Source organism: Winogradskyella ludwigii, assembly GCF_013403985.1.
In the GTDB taxonomy this organism is placed as follows: domain Bacteria; phylum Bacteroidota; class Bacteroidia; order Flavobacteriales; family Flavobacteriaceae; genus Winogradskyella; species Winogradskyella ludwigii.
This window is the reverse complement of sequence record NZ_JABFDF010000001.1, coordinates 686,154-709,984: the sequence shown is the minus strand read 5'-3', so window position 1 is coordinate 709,984 and position 23,831 is coordinate 686,154. Positions and strand designations below refer to the sequence as shown.

At 32.3% G+C, this 23,831-nt stretch carries 23 protein-coding genes; 9 read left to right on the top strand and 14 right to left on the bottom strand.

The window, feature by feature from the left end; genetic code table 11:
• Window positions 1-108 precede the first annotated feature (108 nt).
• Window positions 109-360 carry a hypothetical protein gene (locus tag HM981_RS02955; protein WP_179337088.1) on the bottom strand — a complete coding sequence of 84 codons (252 nt, stop codon included), beginning with the start codon at window positions 358-360 and terminating at the stop codon, window positions 109-111.
• Between the two features lie 639 nt (window positions 361-999).
• Between HM981_RS02955 and HM981_RS02950 the strand changes: the two genes are divergently transcribed.
• The 6 genes from HM981_RS02950 (at window position 1,000) to HM981_RS02925 (ending at window position 6,865) form a co-directional block, all read left to right on the top strand.
• Window positions 1,000-2,397 carry a type III PLP-dependent enzyme domain-containing protein gene (locus HM981_RS02950; protein WP_179337087.1) on the top strand — a complete coding sequence of 466 codons (1,398 nt, stop codon included), beginning with the start codon at window positions 1,000-1,002 and terminating at the stop codon, window positions 2,395-2,397.
• A gap of 137 nt (window positions 2,398-2,534) precedes the next feature.
• Window positions 2,535-3,476, top strand: coding sequence for an agmatinase (speB, locus tag HM981_RS02945; RefSeq protein WP_179337086.1), 942 nt, complete (start codon window positions 2,535-2,537; stop codon window positions 3,474-3,476).
• A complete protein-coding gene (locus HM981_RS02940; protein WP_179337085.1) occupies window positions 3,466-4,443 on the top strand; it encodes a deoxyhypusine synthase family protein in 978 nt (325 codons plus the stop codon). The genes speB and HM981_RS02940 overlap by 11 nt, the downstream gene beginning before the upstream one ends.
• Window positions 4,443-5,972 (top strand): carbon-nitrogen hydrolase family protein, encoded by a 1,530-nt coding sequence (locus tag HM981_RS02935; RefSeq protein ID WP_179337084.1) that lies wholly within the window; start codon window positions 4,443-4,445, stop codon window positions 5,970-5,972. The genes HM981_RS02940 and HM981_RS02935 overlap by 1 nt, the downstream gene beginning before the upstream one ends.
• A gap of 44 nt (window positions 5,973-6,016) precedes the next feature.
• Complete coding sequence (locus HM981_RS02930; protein WP_179337083.1) at window positions 6,017-6,343, top strand: hypothetical protein; 327 nt, start codon at window positions 6,017-6,019, stop codon at window positions 6,341-6,343.
• 156 nt (window positions 6,344-6,499) lie between these two features.
• On the top strand, window positions 6,500-6,865 hold the full coding sequence (locus HM981_RS02925; protein ID WP_179337082.1) for a hypothetical protein: 366 nt from the start codon (window positions 6,500-6,502) through the stop codon (window positions 6,863-6,865).
• Between the two features lie 43 nt (window positions 6,866-6,908).
• Here the strand turns inward: HM981_RS02925 and HM981_RS02920 are convergent, their stop codons facing one another.
• The 5 genes from HM981_RS02920 to HM981_RS02900 all read right to left on the bottom strand — a co-directional run bounded on the left by HM981_RS02920 (window position 6,909) and on the right by HM981_RS02900 (window position 13,453).
• Entirely contained in the window at window positions 6,909-8,267 is a 1,359-nt protein-coding gene (locus HM981_RS02920) for a mannosyltransferase (RefSeq protein WP_246286093.1), read from the bottom strand.
• A gap of 80 nt (window positions 8,268-8,347) precedes the next feature.
• A complete protein-coding gene (locus HM981_RS02915; RefSeq protein ID WP_218846286.1) occupies window positions 8,348-9,781 on the bottom strand; it encodes a cellulose synthase family protein in 1,434 nt (477 codons plus the stop codon).
• Window positions 9,782-9,837: 56 nt separating this feature from the next.
• Window positions 9,838-10,527, bottom strand: coding sequence for a glycosyltransferase family 2 protein (locus HM981_RS02910; protein WP_179337081.1), 690 nt, complete (start codon window positions 10,525-10,527; stop codon window positions 9,838-9,840).
• Between the two features lie 29 nt (window positions 10,528-10,556).
• Entirely contained in the window at window positions 10,557-12,146 is a 1,590-nt protein-coding gene (locus HM981_RS02905) for a 4Fe-4S binding protein (RefSeq protein ID WP_179337080.1), read from the bottom strand.
• Between the two features lie 2 nt (window positions 12,147-12,148).
• Window positions 12,149-13,453: an NAD(P)/FAD-dependent oxidoreductase gene (locus HM981_RS02900; protein ID WP_179337079.1), complete on the bottom strand. Its 1,305-nt coding sequence runs from the start codon at window positions 13,451-13,453 to the stop codon at window positions 12,149-12,151.
• A 97-nt stretch (window positions 13,454-13,550) separates the two neighbouring features.
• On the opposite strand from HM981_RS02900, the gene HM981_RS02895 reads away from it, so the two are divergent.
• Together HM981_RS02895 and HM981_RS02890 are read left to right on the top strand one after the other, a co-directional pair.
• Window positions 13,551-14,558 carry a glycoside hydrolase family 113 gene (locus tag HM981_RS02895; protein WP_179337078.1) on the top strand — a complete coding sequence of 336 codons (1,008 nt, stop codon included), beginning with the start codon at window positions 13,551-13,553 and terminating at the stop codon, window positions 14,556-14,558.
• A gap of 81 nt (window positions 14,559-14,639) precedes the next feature.
• Window positions 14,640-15,917, top strand: a complete 1,278-nt coding sequence (locus tag HM981_RS02890; protein WP_179337077.1) for a POTRA domain-containing protein — start codon at window positions 14,640-14,642, stop codon at window positions 15,915-15,917.
• 6 nt (window positions 15,918-15,923) lie between these two features.
• On the opposite strand, the gene HM981_RS02885 is transcribed toward HM981_RS02890, so the two are convergent.
• Window positions 15,924-17,453 carry a carboxypeptidase-like regulatory domain-containing protein gene (locus tag HM981_RS02885; protein WP_179337076.1) on the bottom strand — a complete coding sequence of 510 codons (1,530 nt, stop codon included), beginning with the start codon at window positions 17,451-17,453 and terminating at the stop codon, window positions 15,924-15,926.
• A 184-nt stretch (window positions 17,454-17,637) separates the two neighbouring features.
• On the opposite strand from HM981_RS02885, the gene HM981_RS02880 reads away from it, so the two are divergent.
• Window positions 17,638-18,369 (top strand): metallophosphoesterase family protein, encoded by a 732-nt coding sequence (locus HM981_RS02880; protein WP_179337075.1) that lies wholly within the window; start codon window positions 17,638-17,640, stop codon window positions 18,367-18,369.
• On the opposite strand, the gene HM981_RS02875 is transcribed toward HM981_RS02880, so the two are convergent.
• The 7 genes from HM981_RS02875 to HM981_RS02845 all read right to left on the bottom strand — a co-directional run bounded on the left by HM981_RS02875 (window position 18,370) and on the right by HM981_RS02845 (window position 23,823).
• Window positions 18,370-19,137, bottom strand: coding sequence for a TIGR04283 family arsenosugar biosynthesis glycosyltransferase (locus tag HM981_RS02875; RefSeq protein ID WP_179337074.1), 768 nt, complete (start codon window positions 19,135-19,137; stop codon window positions 18,370-18,372).
• A gap of 33 nt (window positions 19,138-19,170) precedes the next feature.
• Complete coding sequence (locus HM981_RS02870) at window positions 19,171-20,040, bottom strand: DUF547 domain-containing protein (RefSeq protein WP_179337073.1); 870 nt, start codon at window positions 20,038-20,040, stop codon at window positions 19,171-19,173.
• A 30-nt stretch (window positions 20,041-20,070) separates the two neighbouring features.
• Window positions 20,071-20,979, bottom strand: coding sequence for a sterol desaturase family protein (locus HM981_RS02865; protein ID WP_179337072.1), 909 nt, complete (start codon window positions 20,977-20,979; stop codon window positions 20,071-20,073).
• Between the two features lie 64 nt (window positions 20,980-21,043).
• Entirely contained in the window at window positions 21,044-21,856 is an 813-nt protein-coding gene (locus HM981_RS02860; RefSeq protein ID WP_179337071.1) for a purine-nucleoside phosphorylase, read from the bottom strand.
• Complete coding sequence (locus HM981_RS02855) at window positions 21,849-22,478, bottom strand: TIGR04282 family arsenosugar biosynthesis glycosyltransferase (RefSeq protein ID WP_179337070.1); 630 nt, start codon at window positions 22,476-22,478, stop codon at window positions 21,849-21,851. The genes HM981_RS02860 and HM981_RS02855 overlap by 8 nt, the downstream gene beginning before the upstream one ends.
• Window positions 22,471-22,965 carry a rhodanese-like domain-containing protein gene (locus tag HM981_RS02850; RefSeq protein ID WP_179337069.1) on the bottom strand — a complete coding sequence of 165 codons (495 nt, stop codon included), beginning with the start codon at window positions 22,963-22,965 and terminating at the stop codon, window positions 22,471-22,473. Before HM981_RS02850 ends, HM981_RS02855 begins: the two co-directional genes overlap by 8 nt.
• A 30-nt stretch (window positions 22,966-22,995) precedes the next feature.
• Complete coding sequence (locus HM981_RS02845; protein WP_179337068.1) at window positions 22,996-23,823, bottom strand: metallophosphoesterase family protein; 828 nt, start codon at window positions 23,821-23,823, stop codon at window positions 22,996-22,998.
• Between the last annotated feature and the right edge of the window lie 8 nt (window positions 23,824-23,831).

Genomic DNA, 23,831 nt, shown 5'->3' with positions numbered 1-23,831 from the left:
TTGAAATTAAATGGTCATTAATAAAAAGATGAACTTCGTAAAAGCCATGAGTTTTAAATTGATGTTCTAAAATTAACGACTGCTCTTTAATAGAAATCGTTAAAGGTTTTATTTTCCAATTATTATACCCATTGTCAATTTGAAAACTAATAGATTCAATTTTGACAGTGGGTTTAATTTTATATTCAAAATTAGTGTTTCAAAAGGTTTAATTTCATGATGCATCGCTTGTGGAGAAACATGATGATTTAGATAGTTATATGCGTTTCCATAAATTACTGGCGAAGCTAAAAAGTTATCAAAAGATGGAATAGCTTTATCTAATAACCACCATTTTGCGTCTTCAGGAAAATGATTCATGGCAAAGAGTTCAGGATTGCTTAAATAAAACCATCGTTATATTGAAATGTAAACCTATTGGTTTTTGGATCTGGAATGCCACTAGCCCAAGTTGGGTCGCACAAATACCATTTGTCATTTAGTTTTACAGCATTCCAAGAATGATTTGGTTGGTCTAAGGTTTCTAATTAAGGTGACATTTTTTAATGTGAATTTAGATTTTCTTCCGTGTTTACTTCAGTTTATGAGTCGTTTGAAAAGCTGTTTTAGTTTATTTTTAGGGGTTTTAAGTGATTGTATTTCAGTCTCATGAAAATAATTTCAAAAAAAATAAAAAAAAGTTTTCCGTATTAAAAAATAATATACATTTGCAATGAAATTGGGATGAATCGATGAGATTATAAAACCAATTTTAGCTGAACAATTGAAACATGTTTATATGTTCGGGTTCTTGAAAATTAGGAAGTCATATTCAAGAGCAGCTTACAGGTTAAGTAACCGAATTTTAGAGCTAACTTCCGCTTCTGCGATTGCTGCTAGTCAGCATATTTATGGTTTTGTACCTACTACACAAAGCCAGATTCAGGTATGATATAACGTAACCTTAACATAGTTTGCGCATATATTTTTTATTTTATACTTGAATTTTTTACAATCAACATGAACAATAAATACATTGATCTTATCGATCAATCCTTTGACTTTCCACAAGATGAATTTAAACTTGAGGACAAAACGTTACGTTTCCATGATATAGACCTTATGAAATTGGTTGAAGAACATGGAGCACCATTAAAATTTACGTATTTACCACAAATTTCTAATAACATACAGCGTGCTAAAACTTGGTTTGCTGATGCATTTAAAAAGCATGATTATAAAGGTAAATACAACTATTGTTACTGCACTAAAAGTTCTCATTTCAAACATGTTTTAGATGAAGCTTTAACTAATGATATTCATATTGAAACCTCTTCAGCTTTTGATATTGATATTGTGCGTGCACTTAAAAAAGAAGGTAAAATCACAAACGACACCTATGTATTGAGTAATGGTTTTAAACGTGAAAAATATATTAGCAATATTGCAGACCTTATAAACGATGGCCATAAAAATGCTATTCCTATCATCGATAATTATGAAGAAATAGATTTACTCTCCGAAGAAATTAATGGAAAGTTTCAAGTAGGTATTAGAATTGCTTCAGAAGAAGAACCTAAATTCGAGTTTTATACCTCACGTTTAGGTATTGGATACAAAAACATTGTCCCTTTTTATAAATCTCAGATTCAAAATAATAAAAAAGTCGAGCTTAAAATGTTGCACTTTTTTATAAACACAGGGATTAGAGATAACGCGTATTACTGGAATGAATTGCACAAATGTCTTAAGGTTTATACATCCTTAAAGAAAATTTGTCCATCATTAAATAGTTTAAATATTGGAGGTGGTTTCCCTATTAAAAACTCTTTGGCTTTCGATTTTGATTATGCTTATATGGTAGATGAAATCGTTAACCAGATTAAAATAGTTTGTGAGGAAGAAGATGTAGATGTACCAAATATTTTTACTGAATTTGGCAGTTTTACTGTAGGTGAAAGTGGCGGAGCGATTTATAAAATACTTTACCAAAAGCAACAGAATGATCGTGAAAAATGGAATATGATTAATTCATCATTCATTACAACCTTACCAGATACTTGGGCTATAAACAAACGTTTTATTATGTTGCCAATTAACCGTTGGCAAGATAGTTATGAGCGTGTGCTTTTAGGTGGTTTAACTTGCGATAGCGACGATTATTACAACAGCGAGCAACATACAAACGCTATCTATTTGCCAAAATATAACAAGGACAAAGACTTGTATATTGGTTTTTTTAATACAGGAGCATACCAAGAAACTATTGGAGGATTTGGTGGTTTACAACACTGTTTAATTCCAACGCCAAAGCATATTTTAATTCAAAAAGATGCAGAAGGAAACCTAAGCACAAAAGTATTTGCAGAGCAACAAAAAAGTGAAAATTTGCTCGGTATTCTAGGTTATGATTCTTAAGACGTAAATCAAAATAAATCCTGCTTGGTTAAGCATATTTGAAACCTTAATCAGTAGATGATAAACTTTACTGTTGCGCTCACAGAGACAACCAAAATTATAAAATAAACTTCCCTTCAAACGGAAAATAATATAAAATGAAAACAAAAACTTACGCTGGTATTCCAGAAGAATTAGCAAAATTAGAAACTGCTAAGATTGTATTGATTCCTGTGCCTTACGATGGTACAAGTACATGGCAAAAAGGAGCTGATAAAGGTCCTGATGCTTTTTTAAATGCTTCTGAAAACATGGAGCTTTATGATATTGAAACGGATACAGAAGTTTATAAACAAGGTGTATACTTAGCTGATCCTGTAGCAGAAAATAGCTCACCAGAAGCTATGGTAGATGCTGTGCATGAGGCAACAAAAAAGTATATTAAAAAGAACAAGTTTGTAACTGTTTTTGGTGGTGAACATTCCATTTCTATTGGCACCATTAGAGCATTTAATGAAATGTTTGATGATATCACAGTATTACAAATTGATGCACACGCAGATTTACGTGAAAGCTACGAAGGCTCTAATTGTAATCATGCCTGTGCTGTTTACGAAGCTAGCCAAACTACTAATTTAATTCAGGTTGGTATTCGCTCTATGGATAGCATTGAGAAAACAGTTATGGATGAGGAGAAAACATATTTTGCTCACGAAATGGCTGAAGATGATAGCTGGATGGATTCTGCCATTGATCAAATGACAGATAATGTATTTATTACAATAGATTTAGATGCTTTTGATCCTTCAATTATGCCAAGTACAGGAACACCAGAACCAGGTGGACTATTGTGGTATGAAACTTTAGATTTCTTAAAGCAAGTCTTTGAAGAAAAGAATGTGGTTGGTTTTGATATTGTAGAATTATGCCCAAATGAAAATGAAAAATCTTCAGATTTCTTAGCGGCTAAATTATATTACAAAATGTTAAGCTATAAATTTAAAGATCAAGACATAGAAGAAAATTTTGAAAGTAATTTAAGCGATTCAAAAAACGAAGGAAATAAAAAATCTAAATTCAACACAGAAGATGACTACTAATAAAGGAGAAATTTCAAAATTTATAGAAAAGTATTATTTACACTTTAATTCAGCAGCTTTAGTTGATGCAGCCAAGGGGTACGAAGATCAACTTAATTCTGGTGCAAAAATGTTAGTGTCTTTAGCTGGTGCGATGAGTACTGCAGAATTAGGTAAGATTTTTGCTGAAATGATTCGTAAAGATAAAGTGCAAATTGTATCCTGTACAGGAGCAAATTTAGAGGAAGATATCATGAATTTGGTTGCGCACTCACATTACAAACGTGTACCAAATTATAGAGATTTAACACCTCAAGATGAATGGGACTTACTTGAAAAAGGACTAAATCGTGTTACAGATACGTGTATTCCAGAAGAGGAAGCGTTTAGAAGAATCCAAGAACATATCGTTAAAATTTGGAAAGATGCAGAAGCTAAAGGCGAACGCTATTTACCACATGAATATATGTACAAGTTATTATTATCTGGTGTTTTAGAAGAGCACTACGAAATAGATATTAAGGATTCTTGGATGTATGCAGCTGCAGAGAAAAACCTACCTATTGTTTGTCCAGGTTGGGAAGACAGTACTATGGGTAATATTTTTGCAAGCTACGTGCTTAAAGGAGAATTGAAAGCAAGTACAATGAAATCTGGTATTGAATACATGACATTTTTAGCAGATTGGTACACAGATAATTCGCAAAACGGCATTGGTTTCTTCCAAATTGGAGGAGGTATCGCTGGTGATTTTCCTATTTGTGTAGTGCCAATGTTATACCAAGATATGGAACGTCCTGAGACACCATTCTGGAGCTATTTTTGTCAAATTAGTGACAGTACAACAAGTTATGGGTCGTATTCTGGAGCTGTACCAAACGAAAAAATAACTTGGGGAAAATTAGATATTAATACACCAAAATTTATTATTGAAAGTGATGCAACTATTGTAGCACCACTAATTTTTGCTTATCTTTTAGATATGTAATGGAAGATCATAAAATTGAAAATATAGAATTACAGTTTTTAACTGTTGATGATTTTGAAGAGTTAAAATCAGCAACGTTAGAATCTTATGGAGGCGTATTAGATTCTTTTTGGAAAAAGGATCACATAGAGCGCTTAACAACTATTTTTCCTAAGGGACAAGTGGTTATAAAAATTGATGGAGTTTTAGCAGGTTGTGCGTTGTCGCTTATTGTTGACTTCGATAAAATTGATGACCAGCATACTTATGCAGATATTATTAAAGGAGATAAATTTAATAACCATGATAACAATGGAGACGTTTTATATGGTATCGATGTGTTTATTAAACCGGAATTTAGAGGTCTTCGTTTAGGTCGACGTTTGTATGATTACAGAAAAGAAATCTGCGAAACTCTAAATTTAAAAGGTATAATTTTCGGTGGAAGAATGCCTAATTATCACAAGCATAAAGATCTTACTCCAAAAGAATATATTGAAAAAGTAAAACGCAAGGAAATTCATGATCCGGTTTTAAACTTTCAAATTTCTAATGACTTTCATCCTGTACGAGTTTTAAAGGGGTATTTGGAAGGTGATACAGCTTCAGATGAATATGCTGTTTTAATGGAGTGGGATAATATATATTATACCAAAAAAAGCAAGAGAGCATCTGCTATAAAAACGGTTGTTAGATTAGGACTTATACAATGGCAAATGCGTACTTACAATAGTTTGGACGAGTTAATGCAGCAAGTAGAATATTTTGTAGATAGTGTTGCTGCCTACAGATCTGATTTTGCATTATTTCCAGAGTTTTTTAATGCACCATTAATGGCAAAGTACAATCACATGTACGAGCCAGATGCGATTAGAGAATTGGCCAAGTACACTGCTGTTATTGTTGAGAAAATGCAACAATTATCAATTTCCTATAATATCAATATTATTACAGGAAGTATGCCAGAAGTTATTGATAATAAATTGTATAATGTTGGCTATTTATGCCGTAGAGATGGAAGTTTAGAGCGTTATGAGAAAATCCATGTGACACCAGATGAAGCTAAAGTTTGGGGAATGCAAAGAGGACATAAATTGCAAACTTTTGAAACTGATGCAGGTAAAATAGGCATCTTAATTTGTTATGATTCTGAGTTTCCAGAACTCTCAAGATTATTAGCAGATGAAGGCATGGATATATTATTCATACCATTTTTAACAGACACGCAAAATGGCTATTCTAGAGTGCGTTTGTGCGCGCAAGCTAGAGCTATAGAAAATGAATGTTATGTGGCTATTGCTGGTAGTGTTGGTAACTTGCCTAATGTCAATAATATGGATATTCAATATGCGCAATCTGCCGTGTTTACGCCTTGCGATTTTTCATTTCCAAGTAATGGAATCAAAGCGGAAGCGACTACTAATACAGAAATGATATTAGTTGCAGATGTAGATTTGAGTCTTTTAAGAGAATTGCATTCTTTCGGAGCTGTTAAAAATTTAAAAGATCGAAGAAAAGATGTTTATGATGTTATTCGAGTAAACAAATAAGTATTATATTTAAAAAAAAATTAGCCTCAGAAATAATATTAAGAATGAAACCAAAAGACGCACATTTAAAACGAGTTATAGTTGATTTTAAAAAATTGACACCAGAAATTTTAGCACTTCTGGTAGAGAAATATCCTGATGGATATGATGATGATAACGTTATCTCATTTAAAAATGCAAAAAATGAAACTGTTGAAGCTGTAGAAGTCACTACTGAAGATACCAAGTACTTGGTAAAAGTGAGTACCAAGCTAGAGCAGACCATGGAAAATTACGACGAAGACGATTACGAAGACTTTGAAGAAGATGATCCAACTGCAGTGCAAGATCCAGAACTAGAACCTGGAGCTGAGGATGAAGATTTTGAATAAATTTATATAAAGGAAACAAATTTTAAAAAGCATCCACAGTAATTATAACCTTGAGGTTGTAGTCTAAAAGCATTTGGGCTTGAGGTGGCAAAATCCCAAAACCACAAACTAAATTTAATATGTGCTGAATTTATTTCAGTATAAAATTTTAATGCAATGAATACAAAGAAAATTACAGTATTTGTGCTTATGGTAATGGTTTTAAGCGCGAATGCAATTTCAAATAAGATTACTCAAGATAAAGAAACGATAACAATCAAAGCAATTTTTGATGGTTACGACTCAGAGGATGGATATTCCTTTTTAGTTAGAGAGGATGAATCTGACGAAGACAGTGAAGCCATCGTATATTTCTCTGAAATTACTGAAGTCGTTTTAAAAACGGTAAATTTAAAGTCTAAAGAGCCAATAGGAAAACGTTTTGAGATCACCTATGAAATCACTGAATACGATGAAATAGATGATAATGGAACAGTAGAAACGTATGAATCTTATAAAATAATTAAGATTAGATCGTTATAAATACATAGATTAGATAATCTTTAAAATCCGACCTCACAGTTTGTTACACTGAACGCGTTTCAGAATATAAACTGTGAGGTCTTTTTTTTATAAAAACTTCCCAAATAAATAAAGAAAACACAATGGCATATTCTACAGCAATAATCCAAAGGTTTTCAGAAGCGTCAGTATTGGAATATGCGAGATAGCTCAATACAATTACTAAAGACCATACTAATGGAAATTTATAATTAGTAAATACACTTAAAAGCACCAAGGTTGCAACATACCAAGGATGAACTGTTGTGCTTAAAAACAAATAACATGTTAATACTAATAACATTGACGTTATTAATTTGGGTAGGTTATTTTGCTTTTTTAGAAAAGAAAATCCAAGAATTATAAGTACCGTAATTATAGGTAGAATTTTTCCTATAATCCCTATTTCGTTGTAACCTGTAATGGCGTAGCCAATTTCCCTAGCGAGATAATAGATACTAGCATTAAACTCAAAATTACCAAACCAAAGTCCAACTGTTTTAGAGTAATTGGTAACAAATTCCATAGAGAAGAACGGAAGAAAGAGTAGGAGAGTGGTGCAACCTATAATTATATAAAACGCTATTAATTTAAAGATGTCATTACGAAGATTTTGTGTTGTGACGATCTTGTTATTAGAAACAGATGATATTATTTCGTTCGTAACATTTTTCGTGTTATTAGATGTTTTAAACCATGTAAAGAATAAAGGCAATAACATTAGCGGAATTAACTTTACAGAAATAGAGCAGGCTAAAACCACAGCAGCCCATTGCCATTTCCCCGAATGTAATAGGTATAAACTCCAGATTAAGAAGAAAATCATGACACCTTCAAAATGAAGATTCCCGGTTAATTCTATAATTATAAACGGGTTTAAAATGTACCAGAAAATTCTATTAGAAGGGATTCTTAAACGTTCTAAAAGTTTTTTTCCAATGTACAATGTTCCAATATCTGCAGCTATAATAATTAGCCTAAGACCAATAACTGAGCTTAAAATACTTTTGCCAGGAAACAGGTTGGCTATAACAAAGCACAACTGATTTATAGGTGGATAATTGGTAAAGTGTGATGCACTTAAACTTCCCATGCCATCATATAAAGTTTGAGCCTCAGCTACGGGAAATTTACCATTTTGAATAAAGGAATTAGGTGTGTGTAAATAGGGATTAAAACCCTCAAGGATCATGCGACCATCCCAAATAAATCGGTAAAAATCTTGGGATAAATTCGGAATTGTAAAAAGAAATAAGAGCCTAAAAAGGATGCTAAAAATAACTAAAAGGCTGAAATTAAATCCAGAAGTTTTAATAATTTGGTAGGCAAAAGCAAATAGTGTCGTATAGATTATAAGTAGTTGAGCAGTATCTGTGCGCATCATAAAATACGCAAACCACACATAAAGTAAACAACTAGTGACAAAAAGCAGAATTGGAACTTTGTGATATTTCCAAATCGAAATCACATTTTAGAAGTTAAAGATTTAAAGAAGACATATCCAAAGCCTATAAAAAGCATTAAATGAAAAGGAAACAATCCAAAATCACCACCTTGATCGCCAACAACGAAAGCACTATACATGCCAAAAGCAAAATAAACCATAAGTATACCTTCGATTATAACGTGCGGAGATACTTTTTTTATAAGGTACTTATTGCCTTTCCATGAGTCTCTAATCGTGCTGATATTAAATTTTGGTGTTCTAACAAATTCACTTCGTTTACCAATATGTCCTTCAATTACAGCTATTGAATTATGAAGCGAGAAGCCCATAGCTATAGAGAAAAATGTAAAAAACATGCCTATGTAACTAAAGAATTTTTTAAAACCACTACCATAAATGTTCTTATACATAAACCAGTAGCAAACAAAAAATATGATGGTACTCATAACAAAGAAACTCATTATATAGAAGTAGTTTCTTAAATGCGCATACTCATTTTTAATGTAAAGCATTGGAATACTTAAAATAGCAACCGTGAAAATACTTAGAAACATGGTACTGTTTAGTAAGTGAAGCAGACCGTGTATTTTTGTTTTGGTAGAGATGTTATCAGATGTAACAACGCGTTTAAACATTTTTCTGAAGTTTTCGGCACCACCTTTATTCCAACGAAATTGTTGAGAACGTGCCGCACTAATTACAACAGGTAGTTCTGCAGGAGTTTCAACATCTTCTAAATATTTGAATTCCCAATTTTTCAGTTGTGCTCTATAGCTTAAATCTAAATCTTCAGTAAGTGTATCTCCTTCCCAATTTCCTGCATCTAGAATACAGGTTTTACGCCAAACACCAGCTGTACCATTAAAATTGATAAAGTGACCTTTACTATTTCTTCCAACTTGCTCTAAAGTAAAATGCGCATCTAAAGCAAAAGCTTGAATCTTTGTTAATAAAGAATAATTTCTATTAATGTGTCCCCAACGGGTCTGTACAACTCCAATTTTTTCATTTTTAAAATAAGGAATAGTACGCTTTAACCAATTTGGTTGTGGTAAGAAATCGGCATCAAAAATGACAATAAATTCACCTTTGGCAATTTCTAAACCTTCTTTTAAGGCACCAGCTTTAAAACCACTTCGGTCAGTTCTGGTAATATGAGTGATATCTAAACCTGTTTTAGCGAGCTGCTCTACATGTGCTTTTGTAGAGGTAACGGTTTCATCTGTAGAGTCGTCTAAAACTTGAATTTCCAATTTGTCTTTTGGGTATTCTATTAAAGCAATGTTATCTAACAATCGCTCCATAACATACATCTCATTATAGACAGGGAGTTGGATAGTAACTAATGGAATTTCATCAGGGTTTGAAAAATCAAACTTAGTACAAGTCTCTCTTTTCTTCTTAGAAGAAAGATAGTTGTATAGTAGGTTTAATTGTGCCAAAGCATACATAAAAATTAGTACTATGGCAATTGTATATATTACAATGATGGTATATTGAAGGTAAATCACTTGAAACTGTATTTAAAAATCCATGTTAGGATTTTTACGCCAGCAAAGATAGCACCTTTTATCGTACCTGAAACTTTTGAGACACCTATTCTATTCCTATAATTTACAGAAATTTCTCTGTAACTTAGTTTTTGCTTTAAGACTTTTAGTTGCATCTCTACTGTCCAACCATAGGTTTTATCTTCCATTTTTAAACCTAAGAGCTTAGTGTATTTAATTGCTCTAAAAGGTCCTAAATCCGTAAAAGTAGATTTAAAAAACAAACCCATTAAGCTTGTTGCTAGCCAATTACCAAAAATTTGAGGTGTAGTCATAGAACCTGTTTCTCTCAGTTCTTTTACACGAGAACCAATCACAAAATCAATGTTATCAGTAATTATAGGTTCAATAATTTTAGTTAATTCTTCAGGGTAATCACTATAATCACCATCTAAAAACACAACAATGTCTGGTTTTTTTTCTTGTTGAGAAATATATTCTAGTCCTTTTAAACATGCAAAACCATACCCTTTTCTGTTTTCAACTAAAACAGTTGCACCTGCATTTTTAGCATTAATTTCAGTGTTATCTGTAGAATTATTACTAATAACAATAATCTCATCAACTATTGAAGGTATGTCTTTTATAACAAGAGGAATAGATTCTTCTTCGTTATACGCTGGGATTATAACTTTTATATTGGGCATTAAATAGGTTTCAACGTGCAAAAGTAATCTTATTTTTTATTTACTAAATCCATTAAGTCTACATCGTTTCCTAAAAGAATTTCAGTTGGATTAATACGTCCTTCCATTGAATCGTTTTCTAATTTTAAAACTCCTCTTGGACAAACCGCAGAACAAACTCCACAACCTACGCAACTAGAACGTACAATGTTTTCACCTTTTTGCGCATAAGCTCTTACGTCAATTCCCATTTCGCAACTGTTAGAACAGTTACCACAAGAAATACATTGTCCGCCATTAGTTGTAATTCTAAATTTAGAAAACAAACGTTGTTGAAACCCTAGGATTGCTGCCATAGGACAACCAAAACGACACCAAGAACGGTTTCCTAAAATAGGGTAGAATCCTGTTCCGATAACTCCAGAAAAAATAGAACCAATATAAATACCATAAGCAGATCTTAAAGCACCAGCTTTTATATAAAAAAGGTGATCTGTTGTTCCTGTAAAATGCATTACAAGTAAAAGTGCGATAACTATAAAATATCCAATGGCTCCATATTTAGCATCTTTACCTAATTCTTGTCTTTTAAAATACATAACAGCAGCAAAGACAAGTGTTAAAAAGCCAACAACTAAACTAATAAAGACATCTCTTGTTAACCAGAAATCATTTTTATCATAACCTAAATAGGTGTAAATCATAGCAACAGTCATTACTATAGAAAAGACTAAAACGGTATGGATTAACCAACGTTCTAATTTCCAAGCAGACATTTTTTTAGATGATAATTGTCTGAAAGAATCACCAGCAGTTTCTGCTAAGCCTCCACAACCACAAACCCAAGAACAATACCAACGTTTGCCATATTTATAGGTTAAAATTGGTGTAATTACAAATATTGATATAATACCAAACAGTAATAATGCAATACCAATATTTCCATTAGATAAAAATCCATTTACAGACCATTCATCAAAAATATAATAGTTAAGTGGCCATATACTTTTTAGATCATAATAGGGTAAATCATTATTCATGACATACATAAATTCAGGAATCAAAAAAGCAAAACCTAATTGAAAAAACATTACTGAAACTGTACGTAATTGTTGGTAACGGTTATGTCTGTATTTTAACATAAACTTGTATCCAAAGGCTAAAATTGCAACAGTATATAAAGTTCCGTAAACAAACCATTGGCTCGCATTCCTACCACTTAATAAATGACTTAAAGGATCAAAAAGACTAATTAAACCCGTGTTTGCTTCTCCATCAGAACCTAAACCTAAATATTTAGGAAAGAAATAAAGTACAATATAGAATGTGGTTAAAATAACGCCAACAATCCAGCCCCAAACACCACGTGACGAAATGGATTTAAACCAAACTCCATCATTTTTAATACCTTCTAGTTTTGTGAGATAAGCATCTCTAGAATATACCACGATGCCTCCAATTATTAAACCTAATGACAGGGTTAAAAACACTGCTTTATTTGGGAAACTGGTATTAAAAAGTGCTAATACGAGTATAAATAAGCCAATGACTCCTGCAGCAAGTGCTATTTTTTGTTTGTTTGAAATCTCTAAAGCATCTGGTTTAGCCAAAGACATACTGTGATTTAATTTATTGCTCATTTTTATGCCGTTTGTAATTGGTTAGTGTAGGCTTTTAATATTTCGGTTTCGAATCTTGAATAGAATTCAGGATCAAAATTAGCTTCAGAGAGATGATTCATAACATAATCTACATCACGTTTTTCTGTAAGCCATTTGTCAAAGTTTTCATGACGCATTCGTATGCCAAATGTGTTAATACCAAGAAATTCATTGGTGTTTTTATCGTAAGCTACAGTGATGCATTTAGTGTCATCTTCATGTTTCCAATGAAAATGTTTTTCGTATTCTGGTCGTCCACGTTCTCCAAATACCCAACCATAGGTTTGATATTCGATATCTAAAAATTTTGCAGAATTAAACCAATGTCCAGGTTTGTATTCTGTTGGATTTCCACAAATAGTTTGAGCTAAGGTTTCTCCCATCATACGTCCTGTATACCAAACCGCTTCAATTGGTCTTCGGTTTCCAATGGCTTCATGTTGCTCTGCACAATCACCAATACTATAAATGTCCGGAACGTTGGTTTCTAAAAAACGGTTCACTTTTACACCACGTCCTAGTTCTATTCCTGAATCTTTTATAAAATCTATATTCGGAGTTACTCCAGCTGTTAAGCCAACCACATTGCATTCTAATTCTTCTCCTGTTTCTTCAATAATTACTGACTTTACGTTGCCATTTTCGTCAGAGTTAATGGCTTTTAAATTTGTAGAAAGTCGTAAATCTATATGGTGGTTTTTGATATGTCTATTAATCATTTCACTTTCACCTTGTGGTAACACTCCGTTCCAAAAACTATCCTCTCTAACTAAAAACGTTACAGGAATATTTCTAGAGTTGAGCATTTCAGCCAATTCAATGCCTATAAGTCCGCCACCAACAATTACAGCGCGTTTACAAACTTTATTATTTGGTGCATGTGCTTCTAGAGTTTCTAAATCTTGTTTGTGATACATGCCCATTGTACCTTTTAAATCTTGACCAGGCCAGCCAAATTTATTAGGTTTACTTCCTGTTGCTATAATTAATTTATCGTATTGAAGTGTATCTCCTTCTGCAAAATGTAGTGTTTTTGTATCTGTTTCAACTTTGTTAACGAACCCTTTTTTTAATTCAATTCTGTTTTTTTTCCAAAACCAATCTTCGTAAGGTTGCGTGTGTTCAAACTTCATATGTCCCATATAAATGTACATTAAAGCAGTACGAGAGAAGAAAAAATCTGTTTCGGCAGAAATAATTGTAATCTTCTTATCTGAAAGTTTTCTAACGTGCCTTGCGAGTGTTACGCCAGAGATGCCGTTGCCAATAATAACGATGTGTTCCATATAATTGCGGTTGTTAATACAGGCTATAGGTCGAAGGTTTTGTTAAAACCTTAACCGATAAGCTGAATTTCTTTAAATTTAGACAAAATTTTACGGTATGCGATATTTTTTTTACTCCCTTTTAGTTTTTGTCTTTGTTGGTTGTGCGGCAATTCCGTACCAACCTTCTAAAATTAATGGAGTAAGTTTTGTTGCTTCTAGAGGTGTTGTGGACTCTTCTCATGTGAAACCTTTAATGCATATAAATGCAAACGCTGCTGCTGTTATGCCTTTTGGTTTTATTAGAGATAAAAGTCATCCTGAAATTATTCATAACACCGATCGGCAATGGTTTGGTGAAACAAGATCTGGTGCAGGACAATATATTGAGTCGCTACATAAGGAAGGAATAAATGTGATGATGAAACCGCAAATATGGATTTCTCATGGTGAATTTACAGGTTTTTTAAAAGTAAATACCGAAGCGGAATGGGAATTATTAGAAACATCATACACTGAATTTGTAATGGAATATGCTGAATTGGCTGAAGAGCTAGATGTTGAAATATTCTGTATTGGAACAGAGCTTGAAGAATTTATAAAAAATAGACCAACGTATTGGCATCAACTTATAAAGCAAATCAGAACGGTTTATACGGGGAATTTAACCTATGCTGCCAATTGGGATGAGTTTTGGACCACACCTTTTTGGTCGGAATTAGATTACGTTGGTATTGATGCTTATTTTCCGGTAAGTGATATGCAAACACCAACAATTGAAGATTGTATAAAAGGTTGGGAAAAGCATAAACAGGGTTTAAAAGCCTTTTCAGAAAAATTAGATCGACCAATTTTGTTTACCGAGTTTGGATATAGAAGTGTTGATTATACAGGTAAAGAACCTTGGCGTTACGATCGCTCCATGACGTCTGTTAATCTTGATGCACAAACTAATGCTACCAAAGCGTTGTTTGATACCGTTTGGAAAGAAGATTGGTTTGCTGGTGGTTATCTATGGAAATGGTTTATTAATCACGAAGAAGTTGGTGGTGTAGAAAATAATCAATTTACTCCTCAGAATAAGCCTGTTGAAGAAATACTTAAAGTGCATTATGGAAAGTATTAAAGATTCTGGGTTTAAGCTTGTGTTTTAATTTCTGTAATGATTCATTATGTTAAACGTCTAATTTTTTATTAATCAAGGCGTGTGAGACAAAAATCAATAGTATTCATTCTTTTATTTTGTTTAGGTTTTTGGGGTTATTCACAAGAAATAATAGTTTCCGAAATTATAATTAAAGGTAATAAACGTACAAAAACTAACTTTTTAAAGCGATTAGCTTTTGTTAAAGAAGGAAGTGTTTTAGACTCTGCTAGAATAGCTTCAGATGTTAGGCGTTTTAAATTATTACCGTCCGTTGCTAGTGCTACTTCTGTATTAGAAAAAGTTAACGACAAAAATTATACCGTTACATATACGGTTGTTGAAAATTTCGCCATCATTCCTGGCTTAAATGTTTCTCAAGATAATAATGATGATTTTGCTTTTAGGACATCTGTTTTCGATTTTAACTTTCTTGGTCAAAATCAAATTTTAGGTGGGTTTTATGCTAGAAATGTTTTTGATTCTTACGGGTTTTATTGGGAGGCACCTAATCTCTTTACCCGAAAGTTAGGTGTTGGAATAAATTATCAGAATAATGTATTGCAAGAGCCTATATTTTTTGAGGATGAACGCGATATAAAATATAAGTATACAAGTAGAGCTTTTGAGTTGCGATTGATGTACGAGCATAATTTTAAGAACAGAATAGAATTTGGAATAAATATCGCCAATGAAGATTATAACTATTTAATTGGTGAGTTACCTCAAGATATTCCTGAGGAATTAGGAGTTGATAGAGTGTCTATTGTTGGTGAGTATGAATACAATAACATTACCAATGAATACCAATATGTAGATGGCTTTAGAAGTGTTTTTACTTATAGTTTTACATTAAATTCTAATGGAGATAATGAGTTGTTGCGTAATTTTTTTATTGGTAGAAATGATTTTGAATATTTTAAACGTATTGGCAGTAAAGGAAATTGGGCTAATAGACTCCGTTTAGGTTATGCAACTAATGCTACTACACCATTTGCGCCATTTGCATTAGATAATCAGCTTAATATAAGAGGTGTAGGTAATACCATTGATAGAGGCACTGCTTCTGTAGTTTTTAATACGGAATATAGACATACCGTTTTAGAAAAAGGCTGGTTTGCAATGCAAGCTAATGCGTTTGTAGATGCTGGTACATGGCAAGAGCCAGGAGGCAATCTTGGGGATTTAATAGAGGGAGAGGAAGCGACTTTATTTTCTGGTTTAGGTTTACGTTTTATTCACAAACGAATCTTTAATGCCGTTTTTAGAATTGATTACGGTATAAGTTTAGGCAAAAAAGCAAATAATGGAATTGTCTTTGGTATTGGTCAATATTTTTAATTAGATCTACTCTAATGGTATCACTTTGAATTCTTTTATTGCTTTATTCGGTTCAATAATATTGTAACCTTTCCAAAAATCAGGATCGTATGTATTGAGACGTTTTGGTGTTACTAGGTTTTTTTCTTTAAAATTATTATAATCAGCTTCAGTAATGGTTTCGCTATTAAAGACAATAAGTTCAGATTTGTTTATGTTTCTAACAATGAAATGAATGTCGCCTTTTAATTCATTTTGTTTTCTTCTGCCTCGTACGTTTTTATTCTTCTCAACAATTTTTATAGGACGTTTTACTCCAACTTGTTCACCAACAGATTCGTCTCTGTATTTTAAGGTGTATTTATCATTGTCATTTTTTTGAAATATAATTGTGCCTTCTTTTAAGTATTTTTTAGATGAAATCCCTAATAATGAAAACTGACTTAAAGGTTTTACGTTTTTATAATCAACTCTTACAACAGCAAAATCTTCTGTGTTTACATACATAGTTCCTACAAAATCTTCGCTACGTTTTGGTTTAAAAGGGATAACATATACGAACATATCATTCATATAAGCATAATCAGCGATTTCAAATTCGTATCGTTTAGATTTGTGTATGAAGTTAAGGTCATTGTCGTCGTCAATAAAATTGTTGTTTTCTAAGTTATGAATCTGCATTTTTCGCCAATGTAAAAAACCAATTTTACGGATTGAATCTTTTTTCTTTTGTTCGGCAAGTATGGCGTCAGTTGCAGTTTCCGCCTTCTCATTTGAATCCCCAAATAATGAAGAATCCATTTCCTCTTTTACACTAAACCAACCCGATTTAATCTTAAAATAAGAATCGCGTTTTACATACTTTTTAAAAATGTCATTAAATCGTTTTTCATAATTATCCATGTTAATATCCATGGATTCATCATATAGACGACAAGCTTTTAGGATTTCCATTTTCTGAATAGCATCAGGTGTAACTTCACCATAAATTTCGCTTAAAACTTCAGTATGACTGCTTGTGCTTTTTGGCATAATTTGAATTAAGCTATCTATAAATTGTTGATTAAATTCGGGTATGGTAGATTTTTCTAAATTAATCTCAGATTTGTCTACTTCGTTATAATAAGATTCCCTAAAAAATAGTTTTCGTTTCGTAAAATCAAAATCATAATTTGTGGTTAAGCCTTCTTTTACTTTATCTAAGATTTCATCAATAGTATAGTTTTTATTGGTAACTAATACTTCAGATAAATCTACTGTCTGAGCGTTTAAATAGATGATGTGATTTTCAAAATTGAGAAGTGCAACCCGTTTTTCTTCATAACCCAAACAACTAATCACTAAAGAGTCGGTTGCTTTTATAGCACGCTTAATAGTGATGTTAAATTCGCCATTATCATTACTAATAACGCCTGTTTTTGAGTTGAATTGAATGGTTGCGAAAGGAATGGGTTTCTCTGTGTTTAGATCTAAAAGTTTTGAAGTATATGTTTGCTGTCCGTGAGATGTTACCATAGTAAATAATGCTATAGCAATGATGATTTGATTGATTTTCATGATGATGGGTTGGTTGATTGGTTTTTAGCCAAAGTATAGGATTGATATATTTTAGAAAGCCGATTTAATCTTTTGTTAAGTAAGATTTATCTTAAGTTTAACAACTTTAAGAAAAATTAAGAATTAATTCTAAGAGTGTGGTTATTAGAAATTAAGTTTTAGCTTTGATGAAAAATGAAGTGATATGAGAACATTAGCGATTGGAGATATTCACGGTGGATTAAGTAGTTTAACTCAAATTATTGATAGAGCAAAGGTGCGCTCAGATGATTCATTGATTTTTTTAGGTGATTATGTAGATGGTTGGAGTGAAGCAGCACAAGTGATTCAGTATTTAATTGAACTATCTAAAACTAATACCTGTGTTTTTATAAAAGGAAATCATGATGTTTGGTGTGAACAATGGCTGGCTTCCGGAATTGTAAATGATGTTTGGTTTAAGCATGGAGGTAAGGAAACCATTGAAAGTTACGATGGGTTTTCTAAAGACCAAAAATTAAAGCATCTCGATTTTTTTGAAAGCATGCCTTTATATCATATAGATACTGAAAACCGATTATTTGTGCATGCAGGTTTTACCTCTATGTATGGTGTTGAAAAGGAAATTGATATAAGAAATTTCTATTTCGATAGAACGCTTTGGGAAATGGCATTAACCATGGATAAACATATCAAGAAAGATTCAAAAATTTATCCAAATCGCTTAAAGCATTATTCTGAAATTTATATTGGTCATACTCCAACTATTAATTTTGGAGAAGACAAACCGATGAATTGTGGTAATGTTTGGAATGTAGATACAGGAGCAACCTTTACAGGAAAATTATCTGCTATAGATATTGATACAAAAGCAATTTTTCAGAGTGATAAAGTAATGGATTTGTATCCTGATGAATTGGGACGAAATAAGAAATAGTTAACAAACATACTTCTTATAATAAGCCAATAGCTCATCAGCCGAAGCACCAAACCATTTTTTTACATAAATAGTCCAAAAATGATATTGTAGTTTCCAAATACCATGTTTTCGGTAAAGTCTTGCTGAAGTTGTTAGTTTTTTATTGATGACTGAAAATTGATTACGAGCGTACAATTCATTAATCAACATGTTGTCTTCATAGATAATATAACTTTCGTTATAACCACCAATTTCGTCGAATAAGTCTTTAGTGAGAAACTGACTTTGGTCTCCGCCTCTACAAGCTCGCCAATGAAATTGTGTTAACCAACCTGCTGTTTTTAACCACCAATGATTACTATCAAACTGCATTCTAAAGCAACCTGCTTTTTGTCCGTTTTTAACTTCGTTAATTATAAGTTGATCAAAATTTTGAGGTGGAAAAGAGTCTGCATGAAGAAAATATAAAATAGTTCCTTTAGCGTATTTTGCGCCAGAATTCATTTGTTTTGCTCTTCCTTTTTCTGAACGTATTAAGTTTATACGAGTTTGAGCTAAGTTTCTTTTTAAGAAATCGGTGTCAAGCGGAATCACTTTTGGTACCGCATTCTCAACGTTGTTAGAGCTAATAAATTTAGAAACAATGGCTTCAGTATCATCTGTACTTCCTCCATCAACAACTGTAATGTCAACAATATTTGTTGCTGTTGAGTTTGTTGTAAGGTGTTGTAATAGAGACCCGATTGTTTCTGCTTCGTTAAATACCGGAATAATTATACTTATCATATATCTACTTACGTAAAACAAATAGAAATAGTTTTATTCATTCAAATTCCAATCGTAATCTTTAAAACTCTTTTTAGCTGAATTTGATATTTTCACATCAGAATATTGGTTAAGAAAATCAATTAAACTTCCGTTAGTTTCAAAATCTTTTTTAAACCATTTAAAGATTCTAGAGATTTTTATTTGTTCTTCTGAAAGTTCATTTTTTGTAGTATCGGCTAAAAACTCTTTGGTGGCATTAGTTAATTGATCCTCTAATTTTGAAGCTGTAAAAGCCGTATTTTGTAATTTAGGACATGATATTGAAGCGCACACAATAGCAAAATGAATTCTAGGTTCATCCATACTTCTAAGTATTTTATGCTCAATATCATTTAAATTTTGCCAATTATCACCCAATTTCCATAGACGCTGATCCCAAGGGTCTTTAATATCTTTAATACTTTTTGTTGGGTAATTTCTGAGGATTAAATCGATGGTTAAAGCGTTGTATGCGTTAATCCAATAAGCTAGTTTATCATTCTTAGTCCAATCGTCCTTAGGCTGATTGGTTTTTAATAATTCAATATAACTTTGAAGTGTTTTATAATCGCCTTTTAGACCTTTATAATCAACATTTCCATTAGCTGAAACGAATTTCTGAAGTAGATTATTTAAAATAGAATGATCAAAAGCTTCAGTGTAAATAGTTTCTGTGGTCTCAGTAATGCCATTGTCGCTTATGGTTCCATCTTCGCCTAAACTGATTTCGATAGCATTATTTGCGTTAGTTGTAGTCGAAGGAATTTCAATCGTATTTCTAACTTCTACATTACCATTAGAATCATTTTGTAGGGTTTTTTGCGCAGCAGAACAAGATGACGTAAATATTATAGTGATAATTAATGCTGATAAATATTTCATATATAAAATGTGTTTAATAATAAGCTTAAGTTATTCTGAAGCTTTAGATTTTCGCTTCTTTGAAAATGCAGGATATACAGATTGTCCAATAAAATCTTTAGGGAAAATATCATCGTCTTCAAATCCTAGTTCTATATCTCTTCCATCATGCGGAATGTAATCTGTTTTAAAAAGATAATCCCAAAGACTAAGTGTAATACCAAAGTTAACTCCAAAGCGTTCTCCTTCTGGTAATTCTTTTACATGATGCCAAATATGCATTTTAGGATTGTTAAATACGTATTTCAAAATCCCATAATCCCAACCTAAATTGGCATGATTAAGATGGCCAACAGCAATACTAAAGAAATGAACAATAGCAACATCTTGTGCGTCAAAACCACCAATAATGGCAATAGGGATATATAGCATTGATTTATACATAATAGGTTCCATCCAATGGTAACGTAAATGTCCTGCAAATCCCATTTCTTTTATGCTGTGATGTACTTTATGGAAATTCCAGAGCCATTCAAAACGATGTAATAAGCGGTGTGTATTCCATTGTACAAAATCTGAAACGATAAAAAAGATAAAGAGCCCTAACCATCTTGGTAATTCATCTACATCAAATAATTGAAAGCTAGAAACGGATAATCCTACCAGGCCTAAAACATCATTAAATAATTCTGAAACTGTATTGGTTAAAGAGATTAAGACAATAAGGTTTAACAAAAAGAAATTGAAAAACATGTAAAATGTATCTAACCAAAAATCTTTTCTAAAAAGGGCTTGTTCCTTTCTCCATGGAAAAGCAATTTCTAAGATCCATACTAAAACAGAAATAAGAATTAGTCCATAAAAAAAGTTGTCCCAATGGTAAATGTCAATTAGCTCATATTTGAGATAATTCCAATAATCGGAATAAGATTTTGTAAATATGTCTAGGTATTTTTCCATTCAAGTCTAAAAAAAAAAGGGGCTTTTAATTCTTTACTCTTTTGTTGCTAAAATCTGTTTGAGCTTACAAATCTTTTATTAATTTTTTAAATAAGGTTATCATATTGGGCTCTGCTTTACCTGCCATAGCAATTATTTCAGAGATATCAACTGGTTTTAGATTATTTGGGTCACACTCATCAGTTAAAACAGAAACGGCAGCCACTTTTAAGTTAAGATGATTGGCAACAATAATTTCTGGAACGGTACTCATTCCAACAGCATCTGCTCCTATAATTTTAAGCATTCTATATTCAGCACGTGTTTCTAATTGCGGTCCAACAACACTAGCATAAACACCTTTATGTAATCTAATATTATTTTCTTTTGCGATATTTTCAAATTTAGAATTGATATCTGCATCATAAGGTGCACTCATGTCTGTAAAACGTTCTCCTAATTCTGAAACGCCTTTAAAAGCTAAAGGTGAACTTCCTTGGAGATTAATATGATCGTCAATAAGCATTAACTCTCCTTTTTTATAATCGAGATTTATAGCGCCAGAGGCATTAGAAACCAACAGAGTTTTAATGCCTAGTTTTTCCATAATTCTAACAGGAAATGTAACGTCTTGTAAGCTGTAACCTTCATAAACATGAAAACGGCCTTGCATAACCACTACTTTTTTACCTTCTAAAATGCCATAAATAAGTTTGCCTTTATGAAACTCTACTGTGGCAGTTGGGAAATTAGGAATGTCATTGTAGCTTGCCTCGGCAAGAATTTCAATCGCATTCACCAACTGCCCTAAACCTGTTCCTAAAATGATACCAACTTCAGGATTATTAAAACCTTTACTCTTTAAATATTCGGTGCTTTCTGATATTAATTTAATCATTGAGTTGTTGTATTTTTTCTTGTAATTCTATGTTAGATTTATAAAATTCTGAAGCAATTAAATCTTCATAAGTATCAATATCGTTTAAAATATCTAAGGTACTAACTGTAACGTTATTTTTATGTAACTCTTGTAACGTACTTTTTAATAAATGAGGTTGACTCCAAGGTTTATTGGTAAAAATAGAAGTGTTTAATTTAGACATTCCTACTAGATAATAACCTCCATCTTCAGCAGGTCCAAAAACAACTTCGCTTGTGTTTAAAGCATCTATTCCTTTTGTAATGTGAGTGGAATTAATATCTGGTAAATCAGAACCAATAAGTACTATTTTTTCATAACCAGCAGCAAAGCCTTCCTTAAAAGCATTGAGCATACGCTCACCTAAATCGGATCCATGCTGAACTGTTTTAAACTCATTTTTCCATTGCGTATCTACAACAGCATTAGAAAAATAAATGCGTTTATCAAAATCTAGTGTTTCTGTGGCTTTTTCTGTGATTTTAACCAACTCCGTGTACACATCAAAAGCACCATAGTCACCAATAGTTTTTGCGAGTCTAGTTTTAACAGTTCCTAGTTTTATGTTTTTTACAAAAACAATAACGAGTGATTTATTCATAGATTTTAGTGCCTTTTAATAACCATTTACTCCAGTCTTCAGAGTAAGCATGTATAAGTTCTGTTTCCTTTTCTTCGGAATTAAATACGGAGAAATTATTATTTTTCCATTCAAAAATACCACCAAATAAATTGTAAACATTGGTGTAGCCTTTCTTTTTGAGTTGTTCTGCAATGTCTTCTGAACGAATGCCTACAGAACAATATACTACAATTGTTTTTGATGTGTCTGGTATTGCTTTTAACACGGTGTTTAAATCAAAATGATCATAGCCAACATGCATTGCGTTTTTTATGTGACTTACTTTGTATTCTGCAATTTCTCTTGCGTCTAATAAAATGGCCTCTGTTTTAGGCATCGCCAATTCTTGAGCAGAAATATAAGGAACACTTTCTTTATTATGAGTTTTTAATAACTCATGAAGTGTTTCTTGGCTATTTCCAAAAAATCCTAAAAGTAAAAATATTAATATTAAGAAGTTTCGCATTGCTGTTTAGTGTGCGTAATTTGATTAACCTTACAATTCTATTGTTTTGCCTTGTTGTCGTTTTTCTAATTCAGGCAAAATTTCCATATTGTCCCAAATTCCCGAAATAATAGTTTTTGCATAGGATTCGGGTAATAATCCGTTTAGCATTAATTTATTAGTGAGCAAATGATTATAATCTAACTTACGAAAATTTACCTGCAAAGGTTTTACCGAATCCTCCAAAATAGCAAACCAAACATTCGGTTTTCCATCATTAGCAGGCATGCCAATGACACCAGGATTTATCCAACGTTTATCATTGTTTTTATGTTCGTAAGGTAGACCACAATGACCAGCAATAATGACGTTAGTTTCTGTAGCTTCAAAATTAGAGTTTTTAGTAGCCCACGGTGTCGATTTAAAAATAAATTCTGAAACATTAAAATACGAACCATGTACGACGGTTACCTTCTGATTCCCAATGGTGAATTTTATATGGTCTGGAATCGTTTCAAGATAGTCAAGAGAATCTTTTGAGAGTTTGCTCTTAGCATACGGATACCATTGTTGCGAAAAACTATCGCATCGCGACCCTTCTCTAAAATCGCAACCACAATCGTCTTCATCATCACGTAATTGTATTTCTACATTACCAACAATGCTTTTAGCATTCCAATTTTTAAAAGTTTGAATGGTTTCTTCGGGTTGTGCGCAATAGCCAATAATATCACCAGTGCAAATACAATTTTCAGGTGGAATACCTTCAGATTCTGCCACAGCAATTAGTGCTTCAAGGGCTTGAAGATTACTGTAAACACCACCAAAGAGTAGTACTTTACCTGATAATTTCCCTATGTCAATTATGTTTTTATCCATAACATTTT

Excerpts from the sequence above, each read along its gene's own strand:
- HM981_RS02955 (WP_179337088.1), bottom strand. The coding sequence starts at position 360 with ATGAATCATTTTCCTGAAGACGCAAAATGGTGGTTATTAGATAAAGCT.
- HM981_RS02950 (WP_179337087.1), top strand. The coding sequence starts at position 1,000 with ATGAACAATAAATACATTGATCTTATCGATCAATCCTTTGACTTTCCA.
- speB (WP_179337086.1), top strand. The coding sequence starts at position 2,535 with ATGAAAACAAAAACTTACGCTGGTATTCCAGAAGAATTAGCAAAATTA.
- HM981_RS02940 (WP_179337085.1), top strand. The coding sequence starts at position 3,466 with ATGACTACTAATAAAGGAGAAATTTCAAAATTTATAGAAAAGTATTAT.
- HM981_RS02935 (WP_179337084.1), top strand. The coding sequence starts at position 4,443 with ATGGAAGATCATAAAATTGAAAATATAGAATTACAGTTTTTAACTGTT.
- HM981_RS02930 (WP_179337083.1), top strand. The coding sequence starts at position 6,017 with ATGAAACCAAAAGACGCACATTTAAAACGAGTTATAGTTGATTTTAAA.
- HM981_RS02925 (WP_179337082.1), top strand. The coding sequence starts at position 6,500 with ATGAATACAAAGAAAATTACAGTATTTGTGCTTATGGTAATGGTTTTA.
- HM981_RS02920 (WP_246286093.1), bottom strand. The coding sequence starts at position 8,267 with ATGATGCGCACAGATACTGCTCAACTACTTATAATCTATACGACACTA.
- HM981_RS02915 (WP_218846286.1), bottom strand. The coding sequence starts at position 9,781 with ATGTATGCTTTGGCACAATTAAACCTACTATACAACTATCTTTCTTCT.
- HM981_RS02910 (WP_179337081.1), bottom strand. The coding sequence starts at position 10,527 with ATGCCCAATATAAAAGTTATAATCCCAGCGTATAACGAAGAAGAATCT.
- HM981_RS02905 (WP_179337080.1), bottom strand. The coding sequence starts at position 12,146 with ATGAGCAATAAATTAAATCACAGTATGTCTTTGGCTAAACCAGATGCT.
- HM981_RS02900 (WP_179337079.1), bottom strand. The coding sequence starts at position 13,453 with ATGGAACACATCGTTATTATTGGCAACGGCATCTCTGGCGTAACACTC.
- HM981_RS02895 (WP_179337078.1), top strand. The coding sequence starts at position 13,551 with ATGCGATATTTTTTTTACTCCCTTTTAGTTTTTGTCTTTGTTGGTTGT.
- HM981_RS02885 (WP_179337076.1), bottom strand. The coding sequence starts at position 17,453 with ATGAAAATCAATCAAATCATCATTGCTATAGCATTATTTACTATGGTA.
- HM981_RS02880 (WP_179337075.1), top strand. The coding sequence starts at position 17,638 with ATGAGAACATTAGCGATTGGAGATATTCACGGTGGATTAAGTAGTTTA.
- HM981_RS02875 (WP_179337074.1), bottom strand. The coding sequence starts at position 19,137 with ATGATAAGTATAATTATTCCGGTATTTAACGAAGCAGAAACAATCGGG.
- HM981_RS02870 (WP_179337073.1), bottom strand. The coding sequence starts at position 20,040 with ATGAAATATTTATCAGCATTAATTATCACTATAATATTTACGTCATCT.
- HM981_RS02865 (WP_179337072.1), bottom strand. The coding sequence starts at position 20,979 with ATGGAAAAATACCTAGACATATTTACAAAATCTTATTCCGATTATTGG.
- HM981_RS02860 (WP_179337071.1), bottom strand. The coding sequence starts at position 21,856 with ATGATTAAATTAATATCAGAAAGCACCGAATATTTAAAGAGTAAAGGT.
- HM981_RS02855 (WP_179337070.1), bottom strand. The coding sequence starts at position 22,478 with ATGAATAAATCACTCGTTATTGTTTTTGTAAAAAACATAAAACTAGGA.
- HM981_RS02850 (WP_179337069.1), bottom strand. The coding sequence starts at position 22,965 with ATGCGAAACTTCTTAATATTAATATTTTTACTTTTAGGATTTTTTGGA.
- HM981_RS02845 (WP_179337068.1), bottom strand. The coding sequence starts at position 23,823 with ATGGATAAAAACATAATTGACATAGGGAAATTATCAGGTAAAGTACTA.